The sequence below is a fragment of the Serratia sp. CY33802 genome (assembly GCF_052169095.1).
GTDB classification, from domain to species: Bacteria; Pseudomonadota; Gammaproteobacteria; order Enterobacterales; family Enterobacteriaceae; genus Serratia; species Serratia bockelmannii.
In genome coordinates this window covers 514,699-527,354 of record NZ_JBJNLL010000001.1, presented here as the reverse complement: position 1 = coordinate 527,354, position 12,656 = coordinate 514,699, and the positions used below count along the sequence as shown (strand labels likewise).

General features: G+C 57.8%; 15 protein-coding genes. 7 read left to right on the top strand and 8 right to left on the bottom strand.

Annotation, left to right across the window (positions count from 1 at the left end; translation table 11 throughout):
• The first annotated feature begins 22 nt into the window (after positions 1–22).
• Entirely contained in the window at positions 23–1,408 is a 1,386-nt protein-coding gene (locus ACJ8HA_RS02560; RefSeq protein WP_197769102.1) for a CoA transferase, read from the top strand.
• Here ACJ8HA_RS02560 and ACJ8HA_RS02555 read toward each other — a convergent pair.
• Complete coding sequence (locus tag ACJ8HA_RS02555) at positions 1,405–2,280, bottom strand: LysR substrate-binding domain-containing protein (RefSeq protein WP_043140557.1); 876 nt, start codon at positions 2,278–2,280, stop codon at positions 1,405–1,407. The genes ACJ8HA_RS02560 and ACJ8HA_RS02555 overlap by 4 nt on opposite strands.
• A gap of 101 nt (positions 2,281–2,381) precedes the next feature.
• Here ACJ8HA_RS02555 and ACJ8HA_RS02550 point away from each other — a divergent pair, with 101 nt between their 5' ends.
• Positions 2,382–3,797: a pyridoxal phosphate-dependent decarboxylase family protein gene (locus tag ACJ8HA_RS02550; RefSeq protein WP_049296076.1), complete on the top strand. Its 1,416-nt coding sequence runs from the start codon at positions 2,382–2,384 to the stop codon at positions 3,795–3,797.
• A 12-nt stretch (positions 3,798–3,809) separates the two neighbouring features.
• On the opposite strand, the gene ACJ8HA_RS02545 is transcribed toward ACJ8HA_RS02550, so the two are convergent.
• The gene (locus ACJ8HA_RS02545; RefSeq protein ID WP_080350772.1) at positions 3,810–4,451 is read right to left on the bottom strand and encodes a GNAT family N-acetyltransferase; all 642 of its coding nucleotides are present in this window, start codon (positions 4,449–4,451) and stop codon (positions 3,810–3,812) included.
• 795 nt (positions 4,452–5,246) lie between these two features.
• Between ACJ8HA_RS02545 and rcsA the strand changes: the two genes are divergently transcribed.
• A complete protein-coding gene (gene rcsA, locus ACJ8HA_RS02540) occupies positions 5,247–5,876 on the top strand; it encodes a transcriptional regulator RcsA (RefSeq protein WP_025303351.1) in 630 nt (209 codons plus the stop codon).
• A gap of 217 nt (positions 5,877–6,093) precedes the next feature.
• Here rcsA and dsrB read toward each other — a convergent pair whose 3' ends face one another.
• Entirely contained in the window at positions 6,094–6,294 is a 201-nt protein-coding gene (gene dsrB, locus ACJ8HA_RS02535; RefSeq protein WP_004935117.1) for a protein DsrB, read from the bottom strand.
• Positions 6,295–6,610: 316 nt separating this feature from the next.
• Positions 6,611–6,823 (bottom strand): transcription antiterminator/RNA stability regulator CspE, encoded by a 213-nt coding sequence (cspE, locus tag ACJ8HA_RS02530; RefSeq protein WP_004935122.1) that lies wholly within the window; start codon positions 6,821–6,823, stop codon positions 6,611–6,613.
• A 375-nt stretch (positions 6,824–7,198) separates the two neighbouring features.
• On the opposite strand from cspE, the gene ACJ8HA_RS02525 reads away from it, so the two are divergent.
• From ACJ8HA_RS02525 to ACJ8HA_RS02515, 3 genes are all read left to right on the top strand, one after another.
• Positions 7,199–7,576, top strand: coding sequence for a hypothetical protein (locus tag ACJ8HA_RS02525; protein WP_148123554.1), 378 nt, complete (start codon positions 7,199–7,201; stop codon positions 7,574–7,576).
• Positions 7,577–8,086: 510 nt separating this feature from the next.
• Entirely contained in the window at positions 8,087–8,296 is a 210-nt protein-coding gene (locus ACJ8HA_RS02520; protein ID WP_004935132.1) for a hypothetical protein, read from the top strand.
• A 153-nt stretch (positions 8,297–8,449) separates the two neighbouring features.
• The gene (locus ACJ8HA_RS02515) at positions 8,450–9,457 is read left to right on the top strand and encodes an NAD(P)H-quinone oxidoreductase (RefSeq protein WP_442515186.1); all 1,008 of its coding nucleotides are present in this window, start codon (positions 8,450–8,452) and stop codon (positions 9,455–9,457) included.
• A gap of 44 nt (positions 9,458–9,501) precedes the next feature.
• Here the strand turns inward: ACJ8HA_RS02515 and ACJ8HA_RS02510 are convergent, their stop codons facing one another.
• A complete protein-coding gene (locus ACJ8HA_RS02510; protein WP_060433450.1) occupies positions 9,502–10,554 on the bottom strand; it encodes an SDR family oxidoreductase in 1,053 nt (350 codons plus the stop codon).
• A gap of 110 nt (positions 10,555–10,664) precedes the next feature.
• Between ACJ8HA_RS02510 and ACJ8HA_RS02505 the strand changes: the two genes are divergently transcribed.
• Positions 10,665–11,597, top strand: a complete 933-nt coding sequence (locus ACJ8HA_RS02505; RefSeq protein ID WP_043140541.1) for a LysR family transcriptional regulator — start codon at positions 10,665–10,667, stop codon at positions 11,595–11,597.
• A gap of 3 nt (positions 11,598–11,600) precedes the next feature.
• Here the strand turns inward: ACJ8HA_RS02505 and ACJ8HA_RS02500 are convergent, their stop codons facing one another.
• From ACJ8HA_RS02500 to ACJ8HA_RS02490, 3 genes are all read right to left on the bottom strand, one after another.
• Positions 11,601–11,990: a YidB family protein gene (locus ACJ8HA_RS02500; RefSeq protein WP_025303356.1), complete on the bottom strand. Its 390-nt coding sequence runs from the start codon at positions 11,988–11,990 to the stop codon at positions 11,601–11,603.
• Positions 11,991–12,085: 95 nt separating this feature from the next.
• Positions 12,086–12,334: a GlsB/YeaQ/YmgE family stress response membrane protein gene (locus tag ACJ8HA_RS02495; RefSeq protein ID WP_004935146.1), complete on the bottom strand. Its 249-nt coding sequence runs from the start codon at positions 12,332–12,334 to the stop codon at positions 12,086–12,088.
• Positions 12,335–12,348: 14 nt separating this feature from the next.
• Positions 12,349–12,546 (bottom strand): glycine zipper domain-containing protein, encoded by a 198-nt coding sequence (locus tag ACJ8HA_RS02490; RefSeq protein ID WP_025303357.1) that lies wholly within the window; start codon positions 12,544–12,546, stop codon positions 12,349–12,351.
• Positions 12,547–12,656: the final 110 nt, after the last annotated feature.

The window sequence follows — 12,656 nt, the reverse complement described above, 5'->3', positions numbered from 1 at the left end:
GACAACCCGTAAGGAGTGGCCGATGACGCCTCTGATCCACACTCTGCTCGACGAGATTTGGCGAAGCCTGGGGCAGCGCCCCGCCCCTACCGACCGGTTAACCGTTAGCGGCGTCGGCGCATTGCCTTCGGCTTTTCCCGTCACAGAATTGGCGACCGCCGCCTGGAGCGCCGCCGGTTTGGCCTGCGCCGAGTTGCTTCGCTGCGAGGCCGCCGACGCGCCGCAGGTCTGGATAGATCAACGCCTGGCCTCGCTCTGGTTTGGCTGGACGCTGCGGCCGCTGGGATGGACGCTGCCTGCGGCCTGGGACGCACTGGCCGGCGACTACGCGACGGCGGATGGCTGGATACGTCTGCATACCAATGCGCCGCACCATCGGCGAGCGGTGGAACAGGTGCTGGGTTCGGCATCGGATAAAGGCACGCTGGCGGAACGTGTGCTGGACTGGAAAAAAAGCGAGCTGGAGGAAGCCGTGATCGAGGCCGGCGGCTGCGCGGCCCAAATGCGCTCGGCGGCCGCGTGGCGACAACATATTCAAGGCAAAAGCGTAGCGCTCGAACCGCTTATCCACGCCTCGCTGCAGCCGGAAGCGCCACCGCCGGGCTGGGCGCTACCCGTCGCCCGGCCGCTGCACGGCGTGCGGGTGCTGGATCTGACGCGCATTCTCGCCGGGCCGATCGCCACCCGTTTTCTTGCCGGTTTGGGCGCCGACGTGCTGCGCATCGATCCCTACGGCTGGGATGAACCCGGCGTCGAGCACGAGGTGATGCTGGGCAAGCGCAGCGCACGCCTCAATCTGACCAATGCGCGCGATCGCCATACGTTTGAACATCTGCTGAAAAACACCGACGTGCTCGTGCACGGCTACCGCGCCGGTGCGTTGGAGAAATTGGGCTATGGCGCGGAGGAAAGACGCGCGCTGGCGCCGGGCCTGATCGACGTCTGCCTGAATGCCTACGGCTGGAGCGGGCCGTGGCGGACCCGGCGCGGTTTCGACAGCCTGGTACAGATGAGCTGCGGGTTGGCGGAGGCGGGTATGGTTTGGCGCAGCGCCAGTTTGCCGGTGCCGCTGCCGGTACAGGCTCTGGATCACGCCACCGGCTATTTGATGGCGGCAGCGGTGCTGACCGGTATGACACAGCGCCTGAGCCGCGGTACCGGCTACCACGCGCGGCTGTCGCTGGCGCGCACGGCGCAACTGCTGCTGGCGCACCCCTGTTCGGCAGATTATCGACCGGAACCGCTGGCACCGGCCGGCCCCGCCGACGAGAACCCGGAAACAGAACTGACTTACTGGGGGGCCGCGCAACGCCTGCGCGCCCCGTTAAGCCTGCAGGGTACGGCGCTGCAATGGGCGCTGCCGGCGACTACGCTCGGCACCTCGCAACCGGAATGGCTACGCCGCTAAATCGCCGCCAACTGTCGCTGAAGCCACTGCAGCAAGCGGGTAACCGCCGGCGTCAACCCGGCGGTCTGCGGCCACACCAGGTAAACGTCGTCATCGCTCAGACGACGGGGCGCGGCCAACGCCACCAGTCTCCCCGCGTCAAGCGCATCCTGCACCAGCAGCTTTTTCGCCAACGCGATGCCAAACCCTTGCTCCGCCGCGCGAATCAACAATCCGGCATCGTTGAATAACGCCTGTTGTCGCCCGCATAACGGCCGCCCCTGCGCGTTGAACCAGTCGCGCCAGGGACTGACGTCGTGCTCGAGCAACGGAATATCGCCACCGTTCTCGAACGCCGCCCTCCATTCTCGCGCCATATCCGGCGAAGCGACCGGCAGCACGTCACCCGACGCGATGCGCTGCGCCTGCAGCCCCGTCCATTGACCGCTGCCGATACGGATCGCCGCATCGAACCCTCGCTGCGACAGATCCTGCAACGCCAGTGACGCATCAATATCCAGCGCAATATCGGCGCAGGCCTCATGAAAAGCAGGCAGACGCGGCAACAGCCAATAATGGGCAAAAGACGGCAACACGCTGATACGCAGCGTCTGGCTTGTCGCCGCACGCCGGGCGCGGGCGACGCCCTGCTGCAGTGCCTGCAGCGCCGGCTCTACCGCCGCCAACAACTCTCGCCCGGCGGCATTCAGGCGTACACCGCGCCCGCGCCGTTCAAACAGCGGATAGCCGACCGCCTGCTCCAGCAACTGAATTTGCTGGCTGACCGCGCCGTGCGTCAAATGCACCTGTTGCGCCGCAGCGCGCAAATTTTCCAACCTGGCGGCGATCGCAAAGGTCGGCAAGACATGCAAGGGAATGCGTTCATTCATCATTGGTTAACCAGGCTATCCAAAAAGGTTATTTTTCATCGATTTTGAGCGGCAGGCAAATGTTCTATGTTTACCCCATCATCCCTGACGCTTTCGGAGCCACCATGCACCCACGTTTGCAACAGGACCTCGCGCAGTTTCCGCAGATCCTCGACCACACCCGCCAGTTGGCGGAGGATTTCCTGGCCGGGCTGCAGCAACGCTCGGTCTGCCCACCGCTCGAGCATCAGCAGCTGCAACCGGGCGACGATCGGTTGGAGGAAAACGGCGAAGGCGCCCTGGCAGCGCTGGAGCGCTTTTGGCAACGTTATCAGGCCGGCATTTCCGCCAGCGCCGGCCCGCGTTATTTCGGCTTCGTCACCGGCGGCGGCACCCCGGCGGCGGTCGCAGCCGACTGGCTGGTTAGCGTGACAGACCAAAATAGCCTGCTCAGCCATGATACCATTGCAGCCACGATCGAGCTGGCGGCCGTGACGCAGTTGAAATCCCTGCTGGGCCTGCCGGAAACGTTCAGCGGCAGCCTGGTCAGCGGCGCGACCATGGCCAATTTCACCGGGTTGGCCATTGGCCGGCAGTGGCTGGGACAACAGCAAGGCGTGGATATCGCCCAACAAGGCCTGGCGGCGCTGGGCCCCATCCGGGTATTGGCGGCCAATCCGCATTCCAGCAGCGTGAAGGCGCTCAGCATGCTCGGCATCGGCCGCGAGGCGTTGACGATCGTCGCCAGCCTGCCGGAGTCTGAAGCCATGGATATGGAAGCGCTGGCGCGGCAGCTCGCCGCCGGCGCTGGCCAGCCAACGTTGGTACTGGCCAGCGCCGGTACGGTCAACACTGTCGCTTTCGACGATCTGCCGCAGCTGCTGGCGCTGCGGGAGCGTTATCCATTTTGGCTGCATGTCGATGCGGCATTCGGCGGCGTGGCGGCCTGCTCACCGCTATACGCCTCAAAGCTTGAGGGCTGGCAGCATGCCGATTCCATCACCGTCGATGCGCATAAATGGCTGAATGTGCCTTATGACAGCGCGATCCAATTTACCCGCCATTTGGATCTGCAAATGCAGGTATTTCAGAACCATTCGGCTTACCTGGAAGCACCGACGCTGCGGCCAGACAACTATCTGCATCTGACGCCAGAAAATTCGCGCCGCTTCCGCGCCTTGCCGCTTTGGCTGACGCTGAAAGCCTATGGCCGCAGCGGTATACGAGATATCGTCGAGCGCAACGTCGAACTGGCGCAGGCGCTGGGGGCGGCGTTAGCGGCCGATGACGGTTTCCATCTGCTGGCGCCGGTGAATTTGAACGTGGTGTGCTTCGCCCTCAGTCATCCACAGGGTGAGAGCGAAGCGGCGCGCGATCGCTTTCTCGAACGCCTTAGCCGGCATGGCGTGGTGCGTTGCACCCCTACGCGTTACAACGGCCAGCCGGGGATCCGCGCCGCGCTGGTCAACTGGATGACAGAGGAACAGGACATCCGCTTGACGTTGGACTCGCTGCGCCATTGCCTGGCGGAAACGGCCTAACGCGCGCGGCGATTACCCGAGTTGGAAGGCCTGCAAACGACGTTCTTGCCGCCCGTCATCGCTGATGTTATCCGGCGACAGCCAGGCGGCAAACGCCGCGTATCGTGCCGGCCATTCTCCATCAACGATCGACAGCCAGTCGGTGTCGCGCGAGCGTCCTTTAACAACGACGGCCTGGCGGAACGTGCCTTCATAGCGGAAACCCAAGCGCTCGGCGGCCTGGCGTGAAGGCAGATTGAGGCTATCGCATTTCCATTCGCAGCGCCGGTAGCCAAGATCGTCGAAAAGATGCCGCAGCATCAAGAAAATCGCCTCGCTGCCCAGCGCACTGCGCTTCATCAGCGGCGACCAGTTGATGGTGCCCAGTTCGGCCACGCCGTTGCCAGGATCGATGCGTAAAAAAGCGCAGGTTCCCACGGCGTGCCCGTTCGTCTGATCGATCACCACCATCGTGTTTCTGTCTGCGCTGGACACCTGTGCCTGAAGATAGCGCTGGAAATCTGCGTGCGACTGCGGCCGTTCCCAAAACAGATAGGTCCAGTCACGATCGTCCTCAGCGGTTTGGTAAGCCTGATAAAGCGCATCCCCCCAGCGCGCGAGGTTAAGCGGTTCGAGGCGGCAAAACCGCCCTTGCAGCGGCGTGTGCCCGGGTATGCCTGCCGGCTGCCAATGAGGAAGGGCCTCACCTATCGGCTGCCCATACTGATTCTGTCTCACCGCGACATCCTGTTTTTGAAAGGTGGAGAGGCAAGTTAAAACCAACGCGGGCCAGAGACAACTCCGACCTGCCATTCCTCCCCGTGGATCGGACTGCAGGATGATAGTTTAGAGAAATCACTCAATCACCGTTAAACATTCACGAAAACTATTTCATGCGAAATAAATATCTATATAACTCATTGTAAAACGGTGATTTATAGCAACAATTAAGCTACACATTCCGGTCATAATGTTAACTTTTGTTTGTTGTTATGATAAAAAAAGAAGTGCTTATCATTAGCATAGAGAGCAAAAACACCTATAAGATAATGATTTTTATATGTAAAAAGTCAAAAACACCAGAGGGAGCGCTTTTTGACCACTCAAAAAACGCGCTGAAAGACATCAAAAAAACGACACATGAATTTTTTTTAAGACTTTTCCTAGCAAACTAAAATTTTGTTTCGTGACATGATGAACAGATTAGCGGCAAGCAATGCAGACAGGCACGGGCGCCAAGCGCAAATCAGGCTCAACATGCCTAAGCTGGACGAGCAGCAGATCGCCCTGACTTAAGCCAAACTTATAGATTCATGCAATTAATAAGTTTAGTATGAAAATATCATTGAGTGCCGTCGTGTTTATTGATAGAACACTCGCTACACTGAATTATTGTTCCATTTTGCCTTTCGGCTTTTTAGGCTTTTTCTCATATTACCGCAGTAAAACGGATTTAAGTGGGGGTGCGATATGCCAACGATTATCATGGATTCATGTAGCTATACCAGATTGGGGTTAACCGACTATCTGACTTCGCATGGCGTGAAGAGGCGCCATATTAATGCCATCGAGGACATTGACAGCCTGCATGAAAAATGCAGCAAGTTAAATCCGAGCCTGGTGTTTATTAACGAGGACTGCTTCATCCACGAAGCAAACGCCACCGAGCGAATAAAACGGGTGATTTCACTGCACCCGGATACGTTATTCTTCATCTTCATGGCCATTACCAACGTACATTTCGACGATTATTTATATGTTCGCAAGAACGTCATCATATCGTCAAAATCCATCAAACCAGAGACTATGAATCAGCTACTTAGTCACTATCTCGAGAGAACGTCCCTCCGTACGGAGAAATCCTCTCTGGATCAAACGCCGGTAACGCTGAGCCAGACTGAATCAAACATGCTACGCATGTGGATGTCCGGTCAAGGTACCATCCAGATATCAGACCAGATGCAAATAAAGGCCAAAACGGTCTCTTCCCACAAGGGAAACATCAAGCGGAAAATAAAAACGCACAACAAGCAGATCATTTATCACGTTGTTCGTTTGACCGATACATTGACCAGTGGAATATTCGTCAATAGCCGCTGAACCACAGAGAACGCCCCCGCTCTGTTTTACCAGCCGTTAAATACCCGGTGATAATGTCATCTGGATAGCAGCCGCTGGAACCACAAAAAAATACCTGCTGCGTTATCCCCCGCTAGCGCAACGGGTATTTTTTTGCCGTCGATAAAAAAAATCTTACCGCAATGAAATAATCTCAAAATGGACAATTTCATTAGCAAATTAATGAGATTAACCTAAGTTACTGCCCGTGCTCGCGGCAGGGCTCCACAAACGTGCCGTCACGGCTGTCGATTTCATTAAAAAACCATACGCCCGCCGGGTAGTCGTCAAGAGAAACCAGATACATGGTGCCTTCGTTGAACACCTCTACGGCCAAAATCACGCCTTCACGTCGCGGGCCTCCGTCTGTTTTTACCGTCACTCGATCGTTAACCTGCATACCCTTCCCCATTATTTGCGATTGCCGTCAGTGTATTACAAAAGCGAGGGCGATGGACACCACTCCAGCCCTGCCGGCCTCTGCTATCAGCGTAGCAGCCGCCTGGATTTTCACTTTCTTAACGGTTTGGCCGCAGAATCTTAAGCCGGTCTCGCGTAGCCTGTCTTCAGGCGTTTCCCCCCCAGAGAAGCGCTCGCAAATGAAGTAACAAGGAACTTTTGCCCGCAGACTTGCGGGCTTTTTTTACGCGCTGCCAAATTGCAGGCATAAAAAAACCCGCCGCAGCGGGTTCTTTTCAATCAGCGGTAGACGCCAATTAGATAGCGGTAACGTTAGCCGCAGATGGACCTTTCGCACCGTTCTCGATAGAGAACTGTACGTTCTGGCCTTCAGCCAGGGTCTTGAAGCCTTGATCCTGGATAGCAGAGAAGTGTACGAATACGTCTTTGCTGCCGTCTGCTGGGGTGATGAAACCAAAACCTTTAGCTTCGTTGAACCACTTCACTTGACCTTTGATCATGTTGGACATGTCTAATTTCCTTCAATAATAATGTTAGCCGCCATGGGCGAGATAGCCGGTCATCAGTTACTTATGGAGGCACTGGAAAGGAAATTCGTCAGAGAAGGGCTATCCGGGATAACGCTTTAAATTTGAACTACTTTACTCAAAATGTCGTGCATAAATAGGTCTGTACCACAGGCCGACATCATTAACTCATGAGCGAGCGGCAATAGCAACCTTTTTCGCCGTGATGGGGCGTGAATCTCGGCTAAACGCACAGGATTTGACCCTGTCGGTCGATAGAATCACCGCCTGGCCCCCCGTAACAGCCAAGGTAAATGATAGTAATTCTCGTTCTGCTGTTTTATAGTTGCCTACAGAAATCATTCAGGGAGATTCATCATGCCGAGATGGCTTACCTTACCAACTGCCAGTGCCGCCGCCCTGCTGGCCTTTGCCGCTTACAGCGCTCCGCAGAGTGCACTGGAGCTGAATTATCAAGCTCCAGAACCCAGTGTGACTCCCGCTCCCAAGCCGACAGCACCGTCAGGGCCAGCCCCTAAGGCGGCGAAACCGCCGATTACTTGGGCAGAGGCACGCGACAAGAACGGCTTTCGCGTCGATATCGAATGCGATCATCCGGGCTGCAGCAAACCGCGCACCAAACCTTATCCCGCGTATGAAGGCCCGGTGATGAAAACCGATCGCCGCCGCCAATCCGATCCTTACTCCACCAACCAGGATCCCGATTACAACATCCAGTTGGGCTATGAGTGGTAGCACCGCTTTCGGAGTAATACCTATATCAGCCGCCCTCGCCGCTGCATAGAATAGCGCCAGTTCACCACTCCTCCTGGTGTTGAACACAACAAGCTGTGTTGCAAATCTTTATGCGCCTCCCTATAGGCGCTTTTTTTTTGCTCCTCCCTCATGCCAGTTTCCCGATTACAGATTGCTCTCATTGCCCCGTAAAGTGATGAATGTCACAAATACGCCTCCTTGCCATTCTTATTCGGAGGTGATGTTCATGGCCACAGGATCCCTTGCCCTCTTGGCTGTCTTAGCCGGCATTGCGGGCTATTCGCTCTATAAGCATTTCAAATCTCAGAAAAAAAGCACATTCGTTCGCCCGCACGATCGGTAATCGATAACGCATTTTCACCGCGAAGGCGCGGCACGCCGCACGCCGCACCTTCGTGGACCGTCATGTTTTCATCACAAAATTGTCACACTATGGCCATATGATGATTCGCGATTATCCGCTCTGGCTTAACACCAAGGATTTCGCCCATGACCATAATTAAAGCTGCAAACCATCAGGAAGCAGAAAAGCTCATCCGCGCCGGCACAGCCAAGAAAATCGAACTGGCCTACGATATCGGCAGCGATGACTTCTTCCAGCTTGCCAGCCTGTGGTGCGATAAAGGCGCCAAGATCTCCAAAGGGAAAGAACATTTTATCGTCTCGTTGAAAGGCTTCCGCATCCCCCCTAACGATTGATATCCAGCCGCCCATCGCGGCGGCGTCCTCTCCTCCTCGCAAAACCGCTCTATTCGACCACGCGCACCTCCTTCGATTTCGCTAAGCTAACAGCAGACTTTATTGCGGGCGTTCAGCCTGATAACCACGTCCGCCACGATGAGGAGAGTGACCATGTCAACAAATGCAGCGCAGCCCGGCACGATGAAAGCGATTGAGATTAGCCAACCGGGCGCCCCCGAGGTTCTGGTTGTCACCGAACGCCCGGTACCCGAGCCACAGGCGGGCGAACTGCTGGTGAAAATCGCCGCCGCTGGCGTTAACCGTCCCGACGTGCTGCAGCGCCAGGGGAACTATGCGCCACCGCCCGGCGCCTCGGATATCCCCGGCCTGGAAATTGCCGGCGAAGTGGTGGCCATCGGTGAAGGCGTGACCCACTTCGCGCTCGGCGATCGGGTTTGCGCCCTTATCGCCGGGGGGGGCTATGCGGAATACTGCACCGTGCATGAAAGCAATGCGCTACCGGTACCGGCGGGTCTGAGCCTGACCGAGGCCGCCGCACTGCCGGAAACCTTCTTTACCGTCTGGGTCAACGTGTTCCAGCGCGGTCATCTCAAAGCCGGCGAAACCGTGTTGATCCATGGTGGCACCTCCGGTATCGGCACGGTCGCCACCATGCTGGCGAAAGCCTTCTGCGCCCAGGTGATCACCACCGTCGGATCCGAAGAGAAACGTCAGGCCAGCCTGGCGCTGGGCGCCGACGTGGCGATTAATTACCGCAACGAAGACTTTGTCGCCCGCACCAAAGACGCCACTAACGGCAAAGGCGCCGACGTCATCGTCGATCTGATCGCCGGCGACTATGTGGCCAAGAACTATCAGGCCGCAGCGATGGAAGGTCGCATCGTGCAAATCGGCACGCAAAACGGCGTGGTGAAAGAGCTCAACCTGATGCCGCTGCTCTTGAAACGCTTGACCCATACCGGTTCGACGCTGCGTTCGCGCAGCGTCGCGGACAAAGCGCAGATTGCCGCCGAGCTGCGCGAGAAGGTTTGGCCGCTGCTGGAGCGCGGCGTGCTGAAACCGCAAATTTTTAAAACCTTCCCGCTTGAGCAGGCCGCCGCCGCGCATACGCTGATGGAGTCCAGCGAGCACATCGGCAAGATCATGCTGACGTTCTGAGGCCATTCCCCGCAGCCTGTGCTGCGGGGAAACCGATGCCACGCTCAGGGAATGATGCGGCGGCGGCGGAACTCCTCGAACAGCGAGAAAAACATGGCTTCGGTTTCGACAAACTGATGGAAACCGAAACGCCGCGCCTTGCTGCCATCCGCGAACATGTCATAGTCCCAGGAAAAGACGAAGTCGGCGAAACGCCAGCCGGCCACCGCGCGATAGTCCGGTTCGGTCAATTGGTGCCGTTGCACCAGCTCTCGCCACAGCGGCGCTTTGTCCGCCATCGTGCTCTCCAGCGGCATCGGCAGCGGCGGCGCGCATTCCAGCCCGAAGTAAGCGGCGATTTTCGGCCACATCTCGCTCCAGCGAAAGAGATCGCCGTTGTTGATATTAAACGCCTGATTGGCCGCCGCCGGCTCGGTCGCCGCCCAAAGCGTGGCGCGCGCCAACAGCCCGGCGTCGGTCATTTCCAGCAGACTGTGGTAAGCGCCTGGCTTACCGGGAAAGCGCAGCGGCAGCCCGAGCGCTTTACTGATTGAGGCATAAACCGCGATGCTCAACGCCAGGTTCATCGGATTGCCAAGAGAGAAGCCCCCCACCACGCTCGGACGAATGGCGCTCCAACGCCAGCGCTTGCCTGCCTGGCACAGCGCCAGATACTGCTGCTGCGCCACGTTAAACTCCGGCGGCATATGCCCGGCGTCGCTTTCGCGCGCCGGCGTTTTAAACGGCCCCAAATGCGCGCCATACACTTTGTAACCTTGCATTAGGCTGATATGCTCCAACGCCGGCGCGACCGGCTCCAGCCCCTCGACGACGTGTTGCAACATCTGCAGATTGGGCGCCACCAGCCCCGCCCAGTCCGGCGCATCCTGATAGGCGGCATAGAAAACGTGGCTAATCGCGCTCAGCGGCCGCAGTGCGTCCCGCGTCGCCGCCGCATCCAGCAGATCAACCTGAAGGTGGCGCACCCCAGATGCCGGTTCGCCCCCCCGGCGCGAGACGCCCACCACTTGCCAACCTTGATCAATCAGCTCCTCAATCAATCGGCGCCCAATCACGCCATTGGCGCCGATCACCAATGCCTGTCGCTTTGCATTCATCTTGCCACTCCTCAGGTTATCGATACCCTGAGTGTTATTGATTAGTAATACTTGCGGTAGAAGAGGATTTTCACTAACACTTATAAGAAAAATCTATAGGCAAGCTCGACATGGATAAGCTGAACGCAATGAAAACCTTTATGCGAGTGGCCGAACTGGGCAGTCTATCGGCCGCCGCTCGCGATCTGCGTTTGACGCAGCCGGCGGTCAGTCAGCAAATCGCCGGCCTGGAGCAGCAACTGGGGGCCCAGCTGCTGTTTCGCAGCACCCGGGCGGTCACGCTGACCGATGCCGGCAGCGGTTATTATCAGCGCCTCAAACCGATTCTGGCGGCGGTCGACGAAGCGGAAGACGCACTGCACGACCAGCACCACCAGTTGCAGGGCAATCTGCGCATTCACGCCCCTACCGGATTCGGGCAGTTGCACGTCACACCGCTGGCCATCGCTTTCCAGCAACGTCATCCGAACCTCGCCATCGAACTGCTGCTGGACGATCGCCGCGCCGACGTGATCGGCGAAGGCATCGACGTGGCGCTGCGCTTCGGTGAACTCCATGCGCCCGGCATGGTGGCGAAACGTTTGGGCGAGCTGCAACGCCTGCTGGTGGCATCGCCGGCCTATCTGGACAAGCATGGCACGCCCCGTTCGCCGGCGGAGTTGGCGAAACATGCGCACATTCGTTATAGCGGTTTGAACGACGGCGATACGCTCACTCTGTTCGGGCCGCACGGCCCCGAGATGGTTGCTCTGCGGCCCACGTTCCGCGCCAACAATACGCTATCGCTGCTGGCCGCCATCGAGGCTGGAGTGGGTATCGGCGGCGCCCAACGGCCTTTAATCGCCGAGCAGCTGGCGACGGGGGCGCTGGTGCCCGTTTTGCCGGAATACCGCTACCCGCCCATGGCGCTGCACGCGGTCTATCCCGCCTTACGATTTATTCCGGAGAAAGTGCGCGCCTGGGTGGCGCATCTGCAGCAAGCGTTGACGGCGATCGAGGGAATTAGCGGAGTGAATGCTCCCGGCCAGATGCCGGGAGCCTAATCATTATTTGAACAGTTTGCCGACCATGTCGCCCAGTTCGTTGCTGTCTTGCTGCACTTCACCATTTGGCGAGGCGGCATCCGCGACCGTTGGCAAGAACTGTGCAATGGTGCTGGAGGCTTGTGCAGGATCGATGCCCAGCTTTTCAGCCAGTTGGTTGATCGCATCGCTACCCAACGCCTGCTGCACATGATCGCCGGTAATCTGCTGATTTTCGCCATTGCCGAGCCAGGAACCGACGATATCGCCGAACTGCCCCTGACGGAATTTGTCCAAAATGGCCTGTAGGCCGCCTTGTTGCTCAACCCACTGCATAATGGCGATGTAGTCGATGCCTTTACCGTTGGCGCCGCCACCCAGAATGTTACCCAATACGCTATCGAACAGACCCATGATATTCCCCTTTCAGCCGGTACGGCCCGCGCCGCACCGCCGGATTGATTTCACGAAAAAGGGCCGCCGCGGCGACCCTGTTGAGCAACGGCTGCTTAGCCTTTGATCTTCCTGTAGACAAAAAGCACCACCAGGGCACCGATTACAGCCACCACAAAGCTGCCCAGGTTAAAACCGTCAACGCGGCCCATACCGAAGAAGGTGCTGATATAGCCGCCGACGACGGCGCCCACGATCCCCAATATAACGGTCACAATAAAGCCGCCGCCGTCTTTGCCCGGCATAATCCACTTGGCCAGGATACCGGCGATTAAACCAAAAATGATCCAGGAAATGATGCCCATCTTTACTCTCCCTATTACCTTTTGCCTAACAGAAATCCTATTACCAGGCCCACGACGGCGCCGGCGCCTATCCCCGCCCAAGGGTTATCCTTAAGGCAGGCACATGATTGCTCGAGCGCCGCTTTTACACCGCTGCGCACTTCGCAGGCGGTGGCTTTCACGTAGTCGCTCGGTTGCTCAACACCGTTTAGTTCGTCATTTTCATATGACATGTCAAATCCTTACAGACCAACCCTCTGAGAATCTCGTCACATGTTTCGCGCCAGGCGCCGTCCGCTCCGCGATCTTGCTCTGGGCAACCTGCCCGCTGCCGCTCAATGCA

Coding starts and splice junctions, on each gene's coding strand:
- ACJ8HA_RS02560 (WP_197769102.1), top strand. CDS start 23: ATGACGCCTCTGATCCACACTCTGCTCGACGAGATTTGGCGAAGCCTG.
- ACJ8HA_RS02555 (WP_043140557.1), bottom strand. CDS start 2,280: ATGATGAATGAACGCATTCCCTTGCATGTCTTGCCGACCTTTGCGATC.
- ACJ8HA_RS02550 (WP_049296076.1), top strand. CDS start 2,382: ATGCACCCACGTTTGCAACAGGACCTCGCGCAGTTTCCGCAGATCCTC.
- rcsA (WP_025303351.1), top strand. CDS start 5,247: ATGCCAACGATTATCATGGATTCATGTAGCTATACCAGATTGGGGTTA.
- dsrB (WP_004935117.1), bottom strand. CDS start 6,294: ATGCAGGTTAACGATCGAGTGACGGTAAAAACAGACGGAGGCCCGCGA.
- cspE (WP_004935122.1), bottom strand. CDS start 6,823: ATGTCCAACATGATCAAAGGTCAAGTGAAGTGGTTCAACGAAGCTAAA.
- ACJ8HA_RS02525 (WP_148123554.1), top strand. CDS start 7,199: ATGCCGAGATGGCTTACCTTACCAACTGCCAGTGCCGCCGCCCTGCTG.
- ACJ8HA_RS02520 (WP_004935132.1), top strand. CDS start 8,087: ATGACCATAATTAAAGCTGCAAACCATCAGGAAGCAGAAAAGCTCATC.
- ACJ8HA_RS02515 (WP_442515186.1), top strand. CDS start 8,450: ATGTCAACAAATGCAGCGCAGCCCGGCACGATGAAAGCGATTGAGATT.
- ACJ8HA_RS02510 (WP_060433450.1), bottom strand. CDS start 10,554: ATGAATGCAAAGCGACAGGCATTGGTGATCGGCGCCAATGGCGTGATT.
- ACJ8HA_RS02505 (WP_043140541.1), top strand. CDS start 10,665: ATGGATAAGCTGAACGCAATGAAAACCTTTATGCGAGTGGCCGAACTG.
- ACJ8HA_RS02500 (WP_025303356.1), bottom strand. CDS start 11,990: ATGGGTCTGTTCGATAGCGTATTGGGTAACATTCTGGGTGGCGGCGCC.
- ACJ8HA_RS02495 (WP_004935146.1), bottom strand. CDS start 12,334: ATGGGCATCATTTCCTGGATCATTTTTGGTTTAATCGCCGGTATCCTG.
- ACJ8HA_RS02490 (WP_025303357.1), bottom strand. CDS start 12,546: ATGTCATATGAAAATGACGAACTAAACGGTGTTGAGCAACCGAGCGAC.